We start from the raw sequence: 13,911 nt of genomic DNA on the forward strand, positions 1-13,911 counted from the left end.
AAAACAGACTCTGGTTCAGTTTTTCTTGCGAGATCAGGAAGCGGAGGCTCCGAAACGTAGACTTTCTGATCTCTAAAAAAAGATGACCCCGCAACGCGGAGTCATCTACGATAGATCCCTTATAGCTTAAATAATGTGGTTGTAGACCATGAAGAAAGTCATGATCAACAGGCAGATCGCCAGCAGAGCGCTGAGCGTACGGATTTTCCCCATTTCTACGGAAATATCCCTTTTTTCCTGAATGCCCTTGATCGCCAGACGGAGCGGCTTGCCCATAATTCCGCTGATTGCGCCGAGCGCCAGCAGCAGGATGACAATAATGATCATCCATGGTACGGAATAGTCGCCTTGGCTCATCAGATAGCCGCCTGTCAACAGCTGGATCACAAGGCCTACCTGAGCAAACGTATTGAGGCTGCGGATGGCTGCCGCGCTGCCTTCCTGAGCAGGGAGTGACAAACCGGCCACTTTCCCTACGACGAATGGCAGAACCAGATAGAATCCGAGAGCCAACGCTCCCAAAATATGTACGAAAAACATCACTGTCGTCATTCCATTTCCTCCCCGCGTGCTTCTGTTTCCATAACATTTATTATACTTATAAACCTTTGAAAAGAAAAGAAAACCTCTATGGTTGTCACACATTAGAGGTTTTCTTGTTCAAAGTTTGGACACGAATGGTCCCGCTTATACGTTCACTACAGCGATGACATTGCGGACGGAATCAGCCGATTTATCCAGCGCCGCTTTTTCTTCGGCCGTCAGCTCCAGCTCGAACACTTTCTCGATGCCGCTGCCGCCGAGAATCGTTGGTACGCCAAGGAAAATGTCATGGTAGCCGTATTCGCCGTCAAGACGCGCGATGACCGGAATAATCCGTTTCTTGTCCTTAAGGATGGCTTCCGCCATTTGAACCAGTGAGGCCGCCGGAGCGTAGTACGCGCTGCCGTTGCCGAGCAGGTTGACAATTTCGCCGCCGCCGACGCGGGTGCGCTGCACAATCTCCTGAATGCGCTCCGGCGATATCAGCGTGTCGATCGGAATGCCGCCGACGCTGGAGTACCGGACGAGAGGCACCATGTCGTCGCCATGGCCGCCGAGCACAAAGCCGCGCACATCCTCGACGGAGACGTTCAGCTCCTGAGCGATAAACGTACAGTAGCGGGCCGTGTCAAGGACGCCGGATTGGCCGATGACGCGGTTCTTAGGGAAACCGAGTGTCTTGTAAGCGACGTGCGTCATGGCGTCCACCGGATTGCTCAGGATGATCACAATCGATTCCGGTGCTACGCGTTTTACGTTTTCGCAGACCGACTTAACGATGCCTGCATTGGTGTTTACGAGGTCGTCACGGCTCATACCCGGTTTGCGGGCAACGCCGGCCGTAATGATCACGATGTCGGAGCCAGCCGCATCATCATAATTCGAGGTACCGATGATCTGACTGTCAAAGCCTTGAACAGGACTCGCTTCCAGCATGTCCAGCGCCTTGCCCTTGGTTGGGTTCTCCAGTTGAGGAATATCCAGCAGCACCACGTTGCCAAGTTCCTTTTGCGCGAGCATCAGCGCCGTCGTGGCACCGGTAAAACCGGCACCCACAACGGTAATCTTTTTACGAGTCAAGGCCATGATCGGATCTCTCCCCTACATGTTTTTGATAACTTCGTCAGCAAACTCGGAGCATTTAACTTCCGTCGCGCCTTCCATCAGACGGGCAAAATCGTAAGTTACCGTCTTATTGTTAATCGATGTTTCCATGCCTTTGTAGATCAGATCAGCCGCTTCCTGCCATCCCAGGTGCTCAAGCAGCATAACGCCGGACAGGATGACCGAACCGGGGTTCACGACGTCTTTGTCCGCATATTTCGGAGCCGTTCCGTGCGTCGCTTCAAAGATCGCGTGTCCCGTCACGTAGTTGATGTTTGCTCCCGGAGCGATACCGATACCGCCGATTTGGGCAGCAAGGGCGTCGGACAGATAGTCGCCGTTCAGGTTCAGGGTAGCGATCACGTCGAAGTCCGTCGGACGAGTCAGCACCTGCTGAAGAGCGATGTCGGCAATCGCATCCTTGATGATGATTTTGCCTTCGGCTTCAGCGGCTTTTTGAGCGGCATTCGCAGCGTCAACGCCGTCTTTTTCCTTGATTACGTCATATTGTGCCCAAGTGAACACTTTATCGCCAAACTCCTGTTCAGCCACTTCGTAACCCCAGTTCTTGAAGGCACCTTCGGTGAATTTCATGATGTTGCCTTTGTGAACGAGCGTAACGCTCTTGCGGCCGTGCTTGATGGCGTATTCTACTGCAGCGCGAACGAGGCGCTTGGAGCCTTCGGAAGATACCGGCTTGATTCCGATACCGGAAGTTTCAGGGAAACGGATTTTGTTTACGCCCATTTCTTCCTGGAGGAATTTGATAACCTTCTTCACTTCCTCCGTGCCTTCCTTGTACTCGATACCTGCATAGATGTCTTCCGTATTTTCGCGGAAGATGACCATGTCGACCAGCTCAGGATGCTTAACCGGAGATGGCACGCCGTTGAAGTAGCGCACAGGACGCAGGCAGACATACAGATCGAGCTCTTGGCGCAGGGCCACGTTCAGGGAACGGATACCGCCGCCGATTGGCGTCGTCAAAGGTCCTTTGATTGCTACAATATACTCGCGGATAGCTTCGAGCGTATCGTTCGGCAGCCACTCCCCGTATGTATTGTAGGCTTTTTCGCCGGCAAATACTTCATACCAGGCGATTTTTTTCTCGCCGTTGTAAGCCTTCTCTACAGCTGCATCCAGAACGCGCTTAGAGGCTCTCCAGATATCCCGGCCTGTGCCGTCGCCTTCGATGAACGGAATGACTGGATTGTTTGGAACCTGCAGCTTGCCGTTCGTTATTTCAATCTTTTCACCTTCGGTAGGGAGTGCAAATTTCTCGAGTTTCATGAATAATTCCTCCTTATAGTTTTCGTCGGGCATCTTATTCCTGCCGGGACAAGCACAAAGCCAGAGGGAACCGCCCGTGCCCGGGTTAATCGTACACGGTGTTCCCCCTTTTCCTATTATACCTTAAGAACGCTGCTCAATCGGAACATATTTTTGATCCGTTTGGCCGACATATTCGGCACGCGGACGGATGATGCGGTTGTTTTCATATTGTTCCAGAATGTGCGCCGTCCATCCCGACACGCGGCTGATCGCAAAGATCGGCGTGAAAAGCTCCTGCTCGATGCCAAGCTGAGTATATACGGAAGCGGAGTAGAAGTCCACATTCGGCTTCAGTCCCTTCTGGCCAGTCACGATGTCCTCCACTTTGACGGACATTTCGTACAGGCCTGTATCCCCTTTCATTTCGCCCAGCTCACGGGACATCTTCTGCAGGTGCTTCGCACGGGGATCCCCGTTTTTGTAAACGCGATGGCCGAAGCCCATAATTTTGTCTTTATTGTCGAGCTTCTCTTGAATGTAAGGCTCAACTTTGTCGATGCTTCCGATTTCGTTCAGCATCTTCATAACCGCTTCGTTGGCACCGCCGTGCAGAGGGCCTTTCAGTGCGCCGATCGCCGATGTTACGCCGGAGTAGATGTCCGAAAGCGTCGCCACGGTTACGCGCGCCGCAAACGTCGAAGCGTTCAGCTCATGGTCGGCATGCAGTACAAGGGCCTGGTCGAGAGCCTTCACCGAAGTCTCCTCAGGCGTTTCGCCTCTAAGCATATACAGGAAGTTTTCGGCAACCGACAAGCCTGCTTTCGGTGCGACAGGCTCCTGGCCTTTGCGGAGACGGGCCATGGCCGCAATAATCGTAGGGAGCTGTGCCTGCAGGCGGATTGCCTTACGCTCATTGGCTTCACGGCTCATATCGTCGGCTTCCGCATCGTACAGCGCCAGGGCGGATACGGCGGAACGGAGAGCTGCCATCGTGCTCATATCTTTAGGATACAATTTCATTTGTTCGATCAAAGCATCCGGAATTGCGGCATACTCGCTGAGGTCCTGCTGGAGGCGACTCAATTCGTCCTGATTCGGCAGTTTTCCGAACCAGAGCAGGAAAGCCACTTCTTCGAAGCTCGCGTTCGCTGCCAGGTCATCAATGTTATAACCACGGTATGTGAGCACACCGTCGACAATCGAGCTGATGGAAGAAGCTGCGGCAACAATTCCTTCCAGACCTTTGGTAGCTGTCATTGTACATCTCTCCTTCGTATAACGGAATTTTAACAACATGCATGAACCGTGAAAACAGTTACATTTTACTGAAAAGAAAAACGTCCATCGACGCAATCCACAGCAGACAGGCCGTGCCATAATGCCGTTAACGCGGAACCGGGCGGGCTGTACTCTCCTGTTCGGATCCCGCAAAACCGTTGTCCGCTACTCTACCTGACACCAAGCGCCAAGTAATGGAACCATCTATTATCATAAAGTATTTTGACGTCTATGTGAACAATTACAAGGTGACAGAAAACATCAAATTGTTTTATCAGGCAAATAAACAATTTTTTATCAGCTATGCTCTTCCTTCCGCTAACGGCGGTAAATCTTAATGTTTCCATCTTTCATCTTCCGCTCGATCCACTTCAAAATGACATAGCGGTACAACGGCCGAGTCAGCGGAAAAACCATCGTAAACCCGATCAGGTCCGTCACAAAGCCGGGCAGGACAAGCAGCATCCCTCCGATAAACACGCATAAGCCGTCCACCATGCTCCGGCCGGGAACCTGGCCCGAATTCATCTTGGCCCGTGAATCCTCCAGGACCTTGCGCCCCTCAAAGCGCATCATCAGCATGCCGATTCCGGATGTGACGATGGTCAGCAGCAGCGTATTGGCCGCTCCCACCCGGGTAGCCACCCATTCGAAGCCAAATATTTCGACCACCGGGACGATAATGATCAGGGCAAGCAGCCATTTTCTGAACGTGGTCATGCTCCTCCTCCTGTAATCGATTTGGACAGCGCCGTATACAGCGCAGACGAGTGCTTGTCGAGCCTTACGGGCTGCCAGTCCCGGTTCAGCCACACATGCTGCGTCGAACCCGTGACTAGCAGTTCACCAGGCAGTTCTTCCCCGATTTTATACCCGCTGCTGGTAAACGTTACCTGCTCCTGTTCGGATAGTCTTCGGATTTCATAAATATAGTCAATCCGCAGTTTGGTGAACCGCGTCATTCTCGTAAAAATGGTAATCACGTCGTCATAGCGCGCCGGCTGCACAAACTTCATGTCAAGCTCCGTGATGGGCAGAAACAAGCCTTCATCCTCCATACTGCGGTAAGTAATTCCCAATTCGCGGATCATTTCGGTCCGGCCGATTTCAAACCAGTTTAAATAATTCGCATGGTAGACGACAGCCATTTTGTCGCTTTCCTGATAACGTACCCGGAGTGACGTCGTATACCAGCGGCTGAGCTGAATGCCGTTATCTTTTCCCATCCTCCACTGTTCCCTTTCTTGCTGTAATTAATGTTCTTCATTAGTGCCTATAACATTCATTTCTTTAGTTCATTCTATTTAGTATAACATAAGGGATGCCTGCTACTGAAATCCGTCCGGTTATCCGCAAAAAAGCCTGCCAGGAATGAATCCTGACAGGCTTTTCTATGAATCTATCGGTAGGCTCGCGGCAGTCTGCGCCGCAGTCCTCTTATTCGTTAGGAATTTGGCTGACTTTCACCAGGTTCGTCGAACCGGATTGGCCCAGCGGAACCCCTGCAGTAATAACAACCAGATCGCCCGGTTTTACGAGACCGGATTCCAGGCCGCCCTTCAGGGAGTTCTCGAACATTTCATCCGTCGATGTAGCGGTCTTGCCTGGGACCGGCGTAACGCCCCAAGTCAGAGCCAGACGGCGCAGCGTGCGCTCCTGCGTAGTCACCGCGATGATCGGAGCTTCCGGACGGTACTTGGATACCATGCGTGCCGTATGGCCGGATTCCGTCGAAGAAATGATCGCCTTGGCGTTCAGATCCAGTGCGGAAATCGCCACCGATTGGCTGATCGCTTCGGTAATTGTCGTTTCCTGGGCAATCCGCTGCTTCAGGAAAATTTCACGGTAGTTCAGCGCGGATTCTGCTTTCTCGGCGATGCGGGACATCGTCAGAACGGATTCCACCGGATATTTACCGGCAGCCGTTTCCCCGGACAGCATGATTGCATCCGTGCCGTCGAAGATCGCATTCGCTACGTCACTCGCTTCGGCGCGTGTCGGACGCGGGTTGCGCTGCATGGAATCCAGCATTTGCGTCGCCGTAATGACCGGTTTGCCGGCAACATTACATTTCTCGATCATGCGCTTTTGCACCAGCGGTACTTCTTCAGCTGGAATTTCCACGCCAAGGTCGCCGCGGGCAACCATCAGACCGTCGGACGCTTCCAAAATTTCATCGAGGTTGTCCACGCCTTGCTGGTTCTCGATCTTGGAAATGATCTGGATGTGCTCTGCATTGTGCTTGGCGAGCAGCTCGCGGATTTCTTGAACATCACTTGCTTTGCGTACGAAGGAAGCTGCGATAAAATCGATGCCCTGTTCGATCCCGAATACGATATCGTTCGCGTCTTTCTCTGTGATTCCCGGTAGAGAAATCGCCACACCCGGTACGTTCACGCCTTTTTTGCTCTTGATCGTACCACCATTGACAATACGGCATTTAATTTCAGTGCCCTCGACTTCCACAACCGTCAGGCCGATCAATCCGTCATCGATCAGGATCGTCGAACCCGGCTGCACATCACTAGGAAGATCTTTGTACGTGATCGAAATCCGGTCTTTGTCGCCCAGAATTTCTTCGGTCGTCAGCGTGATGTACTCATCCTGCACCAGCTCGATCGGCTCCACGGCAAGCTTGCCTGTGCGGATTTCCGGTCCTTTGGTGTCAAGCAGGATGGCAACGGTTTTGCCAAGCTCGCGGCAGGCCTCGCGGATGTTGTTGATCCGGCGGCCATGCTCCTCAAAATCGCCGTGCGAGAAGTTCAAACGGGCAACATTCATGCCGGCCATAATCAATTTTTTGGTGTTTTCCAACGATTCACTGGAAGGACCGATGGTACATACGATTTTTGTTTTACGCATTTGGGTTTCCTCCGTTTTATTCTTTAAAGTCTCTCTACCCTACATGTCTTTATCCAAAGATTAAATTTACTACAAAACGAAAGTTTTGTATAGGAAGTTTGAAAGTTTGTCATAATACATCTTTGCCCAGATTGAACTAATCTATCACACTGACATGCGAAGATTGTTCATAGGCAAACTTGCCGATCTTGCGGAACTTCTGATACCGGTCTTCCTTCAAAGCGGCGCTGTCCAGTCCCGACAGTTCGCCCAGATGGCGTGCCAGGCTGTCCTTGATGGCAGCGGCCGTCGCCTCATAGTCCCGGTGCGCTCCACCCTTCGGTTCAGGCACGATCTCTTCAATCACTTCAAATTCAAGCAGATCTTTGGCTGTGATCTTCATGGCCTCGGCCGCCTGATCCGCCTTGGATGCGTCCTTCCAGAGGATCGAAGCCGCTCCGTTCGGCGAAATCGCCGAATAGATCGCATGCTCCAGCATCAGCACACGGTTGCCGACGGCCATCGCAAGAGCACCGCCGCTTCCACCTTCGCCGATGACCACACAAATAACAGGAACACCCAGCGCGGCCATCTCCCGTAAATTGCGGGCGATTGCCTCGGATTGTCCCCTCTCTTCTGCTGTATTACCCGGATAAGCACCTTTTGTATCAATAAAAGTGATAATCGGGCGTTTAAATTTGTCCGCTTGATGCATCAGCCGCAGCGCTTTGCGGAAGCCTTCCGGATGAGCACTGCCGAAGAAACGGGCAATGTTGTCCTTCGTATCTTTCCCACGCTGTTGGCCGATCACGGTGACCGGAGTCCCGTTCAGCTTGGCCAGCCCGCCAATGACCGCGAGGTCATCACCAAAGAGACGGTCCCCGTGCAGCTCAATGAAATCGCTGAAAATCAGCTGGATCAAATCGAGCGAAGTGGGGCGCTGATGATGTCTGGCCAAATGCATTTTTTGGGCGGCCGTAATATTTGAATACAACTCTTCTTCCAGCTGGGCGTATCTTTCTTCCAATCTCGCAATCTCGTCGCTAAAATCAATCCCCTTGTCCGCTCCGAATTGCTTCAGCTCATTGATCTTCTGCCGCATTTCCACAAGGGGCTTTTCAAAAGGCAATTCTCCTGCCACTTAATATCCCCCTTTCACGGTATGCATCTCGATCAGCTTGTACAGCATTTGGCGCAGTTCTTTGCGGTGGACGACCAGATCCAGTTGTCCGTGCGCCAAATTGAACTCCGCCGTCTGAAAGTCATCCGGGAGCTTCTGGCGGATGGTCTGCTCGATAACGATCCGTCCGGCAAAGCCGAACACAGCCCCTGGCTCTGCGATGTTAATATCGCCGAGCGTGGCAAAGCTGGCCGAAACCCCGCCTGTCGTCGGATCGGTAATCACCGAAATATAAAGGCCGCCTTTTTCGTTAAAACGGGACAAAGCAGCGCTTGTTTTCGCCATTTGCATCAAACTCAGGATACTTTCCTGCATACGCGCTCCGCCGGAGGTCGAGAAAATAATGAGCGGGAGATCCCTCTCGGTCGCAATTTCGATCGCCCGGGTAATTTTCTCGCCGACGACCGAACCCATGCTTCCCGTAAAGAAATCGAAGCTCATAACAGCGACGACAACCGGGAGTCCTTCAATGGTGCCTTGTCCGGTAATGACCGCTTCGCGCAGGCCAGATTTGAGCGCCTGCTGCTCCAGCTTGTTGGCATATCCCGGAAATTGGAGCGGATCGACCGATACCATCCCGCTGTCGAACTCTTCGAATCCTGCATCGTCCAGCGTCATTTGGATCCGTTCCAACGCATTCAGACGCATATGATGTCCGCAGTTGGGGCAAACCTTCAAATTTTTCTCCAGCTCTTTGCTGTATTGAATGCTGCCGCATTTCGGACATTTATTCATCAAGCCTTCGGGAATTTCCCGGCGCGGTCTTTCTTCACCCGGCTCGCTGCCTCTTCCTACACGTTCTGAAGGAATGGTCGCGTATTTTCTTTTTTTCTGGAACAAGTCTTTAAACACAACTACACCTCTCAGCCGTTAATTTGCCCAGCCGCTCTCACTCTGCCTCTATAAACGTCACTTTGTTTCCTTAAAATTAAGGATGCAAAATGGAATTAAGCACTTCCTGGACTTCCTCCAGCTCACCAGAGGGGACCAAAATCTCGAACTGCTGCTTGGATAAATTGATCGGACGGCTTTTAACCAAAAATCCCTCTTCCGTTAATTTGGTCGTGATCATTTCCGCTACCTTGGCGGTAGGTGCGATATAGATGACCGTCCACATTCCTTGCAGAACCCCCTAATCTCATGTTCTGAGCACGTATAATAGAGTAATGATAACATAACTCCGTTTTTTCCCGCAACAAAGTGCTAGGACGCGGGCGGGCCGATCAGAGGGTTCGTTCAAGGCGGCCGGGCGTTACAACCCGGAATTTCCGGAAGCGGACGGATACTGCTTGGCTCCCTTGTACCGGTGGGCGATCCTCGCGGATGCCGCGGCGGCGAGCCCGGCGACCAGATCATCGAGAAAAACGTGGATCTCGTCCTTTTTATTGTTCAGGGTATCGATAATACCGATTTTTTCTTTATCCAAAAAACCAAAACTTGTCAGTCCGATCATACCGTACACGCTCGTAATGCCGAGCGCCAACGTCTCGTCCACTCCGTACAGCGGTTCGTCCGCCTCCATGATCGCCTGCAGTGGTTCGGGAAGAAGCTTTTTCTCCGCCAGCTGGTCAAGGGCCATCCCGGTCAGCAGCGTGTACTGCACTTCCCTTTTGCCGAGGACGGCGTTCACGCTCTCCACACATTCGTCGATCTCCAGTTCCGGATGGTACGGGATTTGCAGTTTATACACGATATCGGCGATATCCCCGACTTTGACTCCCCTGCGGCTCAGCATGGCAATCGCTGCATCATATGACATGTTTATTCCTCCCGCACGGCACGCCCGCCCCCGGGTCCATCGAAAAATGCGATCTGCCCAAGGCAGCCGGGCGGCACATGATAATGTTGTCCCTAGGTGTTCCTAAGTGTATGCGGGAGGCTCGGGAAACGTTCGTAAAATCTGTGTCAATTCCGCAGAAGTCCGAAGGGTCATTGAATTGCTGCCGGTTGTTGTGCCAATCGGCTTTCTATCAATCCTTCTATTTGATCCGGACCGTCCCTTTGCCGAGCATGTTTTCGATCATTTCGAAAAATCCGGGCGACGGTTTGATCCGATAGTTGTCGCTAAGCGCAAGCAGCTTTTGGCTTTGCTCGTAAAAGAGCACCGTGGCGACCGGACCCGGATGCTCCTGAAGCAGCTGTTTCAGCTTGGCGAGCAGGTCCGGGTTCTCCGCTTCCGGCGTGATTTTGACGAAGACGCGCTGCTCCGCCGTTTTGGTGCGGCGCGCCGGTTCCTTCGCCGGGGCGGCTGCTCCGCCGCCCTGCTCCTTGCGCAACGGGGCGTCGGCCGGTGCGGCGGCCGGTGCGGCGGCATCGCCGGCGGCTGCCTGCGGGGCCGGGCGGCCCGCAGGCGCGCCCTGCCGCCGCGAGGGACCCTGCCCCGCGGCGAAGGATTTGCCGCCGGCTGGCGTCTGGTTCCGCTTGACCATCTGGGCAAGCGGGGCCCCGGCCAGCGGCAGCACTTCCTCGGCGAGGAGCTTGAAGCCCTCGTCCTGCTGCTGCACCTTGGCGCGCAGCGCCAGCAGCTCGCCTTTGCCGGCATAGTCCGTGCTGCGCTTCCAGACTTCAGGGAACAGCACCACCTCGCAGCGTTCGATCTGGTCTTCAAGCTCCATGAAGGCCATCGCTTTGCCCTGCTTCGTCGTAATCGTCTTCACCGACACGACCATGCCGGCGACGACCACCTTCGCCTCGTCCGCAGCCTCGGCCAGGTTCATCAGCCGCTCCACGCCCGGTTCGTCCAATACTTCATCGAAGTCGTCCAGGGGATGGCCGGACAGATACAGACCGAGCAGCTCGCGCTCGTGCTCCAGCTGCTGGGAAGCGGAAAACGGCGGAATGTCGGGATACTCGATTTCCCAATTCGTCGTTTCGACAAAATCAAACAGCTGGATCTGCAGATCCTCGCGCTCCTTGCGCCATTTGACGGCGGCCTCGACGGTCTCGTCGAGCATGGCGAGCAGCTGCGCGCGGTGGCCCGGCAGCGAATCGAAGGCGCCCGCCTGAATCAGCGACTCGATCACCCGTTTGTTGCAGACGCGCAGATCGATCCGGCGGCAGAAGTCGAGCAGGCTTTCGAACGGCTTCTCTTCCCGGACGCGCATCATGTTTTCCACGGCTTGGGTGCCCACGTTCTTGATGGCCCCCAGCCCGAACCGGATATGCCCCGGCCCTTCGGCCGGCTCCCCGTTCTCTGCGTTTACCGCTACCGGCGTAAACAGCACGCCGCTCTCGTTGACGTCGGGCGGCAGCACCTTGATGTTCATCCGGCGGCACTCCACCACGTATTCCGCGACCTTCCGGTGGCTGCCCATGACGGCCGTTAGCATCGAGGCCATGAACTGCACCGGAAAGTGCGCTTTGAGGTAAGCGGTCTGGAATGCCAGAACGGCATACGCGGCCGCGTGGGCTCTCGGAAAACCGTAATCGGCAAAGCGCACGATCATGTCGTATACCTTGTTCGCATCTTCTTCGGTATATCCCTGCTTCAGGCTGCCCTCCACGAAGTGGCTGCGCTCACGGTCGAGCACTTCCCTCTTCTTCTTGGACACGGCGCGCCGCAGCAGATCGGCTTCCCCGAGTGAGAAGCCCGCCATCAGCGAGGCGATTTTCATGATCTGCTCCTGATACACAATGATACCGTAGGTATCGGCCAGGATCGGCTTCAAATCGTCATGCGGGTAGTCAACCTGGATGGTACCGTGCTTCGCCTGGATGAAATTCGGGATAAACTCCATCGGTCCCGGGCGGTACAGCGCCACAACCGAGATGACGTCCTCGAATACGCTTGGCTTCAGCTCTTTGAGCACCCGCCGCATGCCGGCGGACTCCAGCTGGAACACGCCGGTCGTATCCCCGCTCCCCAGCATCTCATAGGTCAGCGGGTCATCGTCCGGAACCTGCGCGAAGTCCGGCGCGCTGCCGGTCATTTCCCCGATCCAGCGCATGGACCGCTCAATGATCGACAGGGTGCGCAGACCAAGGAAGTCCATTTTGAGCAGGCCGATGCTTTCCAGCTGCTCCATCGGATATTGGGTCAGCGCGGTTCGCTCGCTGCCTTCCTGCAGCGGGACCGCATCGGTCAGCGGGTCGCGCGATATCACCACGCCCGCGGCGTGGGTCGACGCGTGCCGCGGCATGCCTTCGACCTTCATGGCCATGTCGAGCATCTCGCGGGTTTTGGGGCTCTGCTCGTACAGCTTCTTCAGCTCGTCGCTGATTTCCATCGCCCGGCGGATGTTGATACCGTGCGCGTTCGGAATCAGCTTGGCCGCCTTGTCCACCTCGCCGTACGATACGTTCAAGGCGCGTCCCACGTCGCGTACCGCCGCGCGCGCAGCCATCGTTCCAAAGGTGATAATCTGCGCAACGTGCTCGCTGCCGTATTTACCCGCCACATATTCGATCACTTCGTCGCGGCGCTCGTCGCTGAAGTCGATATCGATATCCGGCATAGTCACCCGTTCCGGGTTCAGGAAACGTTCGAACAGCAGGTTGTATTTGATCGGATCGACGTTCGTGATGCGGAGCACGTATGCGACGAGACTGCCCGCCGACGAGCCCCGTCCTGGACCCGTTACGATTCCCTGCCGGTGCGCGTAGGCGATAAAATCCCAAACGATGAGGAAGTAATCGCTGAACCCCATGCTCCCGATGACGCCGAGCTCGTAGTCAAGGCGCTGCAGAAGCTCTTTTTTCCCTTCTTCGCTGTCCCAAAGGCCGGTCATGCTGTAGCGGCTCTCCAATCCTTCCAGGCACAGGGCGCGCAAGTATTCGGCAGCCGTCTGCCCCTCGGGAAGCGGGCGGTATTCCGGCAGGATGGACCGGCCGAATTCCAGCTCCAGGCTGCATTTGTCCGCAATGATGAGCGTATTGTCCAGAGCTTCGCGGACATACGGGAACAAGCGGGCCATTTCCTCACCGCTCTTCAGGTACAGCTGGTCGGTCTGAATCTGCAGCCGGTCCTCGTCCTCTACCGTTTTCCCCGTACCGATACAGATCAGCACGTCCTGCATGGAGGCGTCCTCACGGACGAGATAGTGGACATCGTTGGTCGCCACGAGCGGAACCTCCAGCTCCCGGGCGAGCTCGATCAGCTGCGGGTTGACCCGCTTCTGTTCGGGCAGCCCGTGGTCCTGCAGCTCCAGGTAAAAATCTTCGCCGAAAATGTCCCGGTACCGGAGCGCCGCCCGTCGCGCCTCTTCGGTCCGGCCGTGCAGCAGATGCTGGGGCACTTCTCCGCCGAGGCAGGCGCTAAGGCAGATGATGCCCTCATGATATTTCGCGAGCGCATCCATGTCGATGCGCGGTTTATAGTGAAAACCTTCCAAGTGCCCGATAGAGCACAGCTTCATCAGATTGCGGTAGCCCGTCTCGTTCTTGGCCAGCAGGATCAGGTGATAGATCGGCTGATCCTTGCGGCTGCCGCGCTCTTTGCGGGAACCGGCCGTCAGGTAGGCCTCGCAGCCGATAATCGGCTTGATGCCTTCGGCCACACAGGCTTTATAAAATGGCACCGCGCCGTACATGACCCCGTGGTCGGTCAGCGCCAGCGCCTTCATTCCGTTCTCCGCGGCTCTCCGGACAAGGTCCGAGATCCGTGCCGCTCCATCCAGAAGGCTGTATTCGCTATGCACGTGAAGATGCACAAATGAACTCATGTCTCGTCTCCTTTTCGCCGCAGTGATCACTGG

At 54.8% G+C, this 13,911-nt stretch carries 12 protein-coding genes; all 12 read right to left on the bottom strand.

Annotated elements, in window-relative coordinates:
- Positions 1-126 precede the first annotated feature (126 nt).
- The 12 genes from FHS19_RS18875 to FHS19_RS18930 all read right to left on the bottom strand — a co-directional run bounded on the left by FHS19_RS18875 (position 127) and on the right by FHS19_RS18930 (position 13,878).
- A complete protein-coding gene (locus tag FHS19_RS18875; protein WP_076170462.1) occupies positions 127-552 on the bottom strand; it encodes a hypothetical protein in 426 nt (141 codons plus the stop codon).
- 135 nt (positions 553-687) lie between these two features.
- Positions 688-1,629 (bottom strand): malate dehydrogenase, encoded by a 942-nt coding sequence (mdh, locus tag FHS19_RS18880; protein WP_183583388.1) that lies wholly within the window; start codon positions 1,627-1,629, stop codon positions 688-690.
- 15 nt (positions 1,630-1,644) lie between these two features.
- Positions 1,645-2,937, bottom strand: a complete 1,293-nt coding sequence (gene icd / locus FHS19_RS18885) for an NADP-dependent isocitrate dehydrogenase (protein ID WP_183583389.1) — start codon at positions 2,935-2,937, stop codon at positions 1,645-1,647.
- Between the two features lie 123 nt (positions 2,938-3,060).
- Positions 3,061-4,176: a citrate synthase gene (gene citZ / locus FHS19_RS18890; protein ID WP_183583390.1), complete on the bottom strand. Its 1,116-nt coding sequence runs from the start codon at positions 4,174-4,176 to the stop codon at positions 3,061-3,063.
- 339 nt (positions 4,177-4,515) lie between these two features.
- Positions 4,516-4,917, bottom strand: coding sequence for an FxsA family protein (locus FHS19_RS18895; RefSeq protein WP_183583391.1), 402 nt, complete (start codon positions 4,915-4,917; stop codon positions 4,516-4,518).
- Positions 4,914-5,423, bottom strand: coding sequence for an acyl-CoA thioesterase (locus FHS19_RS18900; protein ID WP_183583392.1), 510 nt, complete (start codon positions 5,421-5,423; stop codon positions 4,914-4,916). Before FHS19_RS18900 ends, FHS19_RS18895 begins: the two co-directional genes overlap by 4 nt.
- Before the next feature lie 211 nt (positions 5,424-5,634).
- A complete protein-coding gene (gene pyk / locus FHS19_RS18905) occupies positions 5,635-7,059 on the bottom strand; it encodes a pyruvate kinase (RefSeq protein ID WP_183583393.1) in 1,425 nt (474 codons plus the stop codon).
- Positions 7,060-7,195: 136 nt separating this feature from the next.
- Positions 7,196-8,179: an acetyl-CoA carboxylase carboxyltransferase subunit alpha gene (locus FHS19_RS18910; protein ID WP_183583394.1), complete on the bottom strand. Its 984-nt coding sequence runs from the start codon at positions 8,177-8,179 to the stop codon at positions 7,196-7,198.
- Positions 8,180-9,070 (bottom strand): acetyl-CoA carboxylase, carboxyltransferase subunit beta, encoded by an 891-nt coding sequence (accD, locus tag FHS19_RS18915; RefSeq protein ID WP_116232263.1) that lies wholly within the window; start codon positions 9,068-9,070, stop codon positions 8,180-8,182.
- 76 nt (positions 9,071-9,146) lie between these two features.
- Complete coding sequence (locus FHS19_RS18920; RefSeq protein WP_076170471.1) at positions 9,147-9,335, bottom strand: glutamate decarboxylase; 189 nt, start codon at positions 9,333-9,335, stop codon at positions 9,147-9,149.
- A 135-nt stretch (positions 9,336-9,470) separates the two neighbouring features.
- Positions 9,471-9,977 (bottom strand): phosphatidylglycerophosphatase A family protein, encoded by a 507-nt coding sequence (locus FHS19_RS18925; protein ID WP_183583395.1) that lies wholly within the window; start codon positions 9,975-9,977, stop codon positions 9,471-9,473.
- A 220-nt stretch (positions 9,978-10,197) separates the two neighbouring features.
- Positions 10,198-13,878 (bottom strand): DNA polymerase III subunit alpha, encoded by a 3,681-nt coding sequence (locus tag FHS19_RS18930; RefSeq protein ID WP_183583396.1) that lies wholly within the window; start codon positions 13,876-13,878, stop codon positions 10,198-10,200.
- Positions 13,879-13,911 lie beyond the last annotated feature (33 nt).

The sequence above is a fragment of the Paenibacillus rhizosphaerae genome, assembly GCF_014192015.1.
GTDB classification, from domain to species: domain Bacteria; phylum Bacillota; class Bacilli; order Paenibacillales; family Paenibacillaceae; genus Paenibacillus_AQ; species Paenibacillus_AQ rhizosphaerae.

What these genes read in the sequence shown, in the direction of transcription:
- FHS19_RS18875 (WP_076170462.1), bottom strand. Translation starts at nt 552, where the DNA reads ATGACGACAGTGATGTTTTTCGTACATATTTTGGGAGCGTTGGCTCTC.
- mdh (WP_183583388.1), bottom strand. Translation starts at nt 1,629, where the DNA reads ATGGCCTTGACTCGTAAAAAGATTACCGTTGTGGGTGCCGGTTTTACC.
- icd (WP_183583389.1), bottom strand. Translation starts at nt 2,937, where the DNA reads ATGAAACTCGAGAAATTTGCACTCCCTACCGAAGGTGAAAAGATTGAA.
- citZ (WP_183583390.1), bottom strand. Translation starts at nt 4,176, where the DNA reads ATGACAGCTACCAAAGGTCTGGAAGGAATTGTTGCCGCAGCTTCTTCC.
- FHS19_RS18895 (WP_183583391.1), bottom strand. Translation starts at nt 4,917, where the DNA reads ATGACCACGTTCAGAAAATGGCTGCTTGCCCTGATCATTATCGTCCCG.
- FHS19_RS18900 (WP_183583392.1), bottom strand. Translation starts at nt 5,423, where the DNA reads ATGGGAAAAGATAACGGCATTCAGCTCAGCCGCTGGTATACGACGTCA.
- pyk (WP_183583393.1), bottom strand. Translation starts at nt 7,059, where the DNA reads ATGCGTAAAACAAAAATCGTATGTACCATCGGTCCTTCCAGTGAATCG.
- FHS19_RS18920 (WP_076170471.1), bottom strand. Translation starts at nt 9,335, where the DNA reads ATGTGGACGGTCATCTATATCGCACCTACCGCCAAGGTAGCGGAAATG.
- FHS19_RS18925 (WP_183583395.1), bottom strand. Translation starts at nt 9,977, where the DNA reads ATGTCATATGATGCAGCGATTGCCATGCTGAGCCGCAGGGGAGTCAAA.
- FHS19_RS18930 (WP_183583396.1), bottom strand. Translation starts at nt 13,878, where the DNA reads ATGAGTTCATTTGTGCATCTTCACGTGCATAGCGAATACAGCCTTCTG.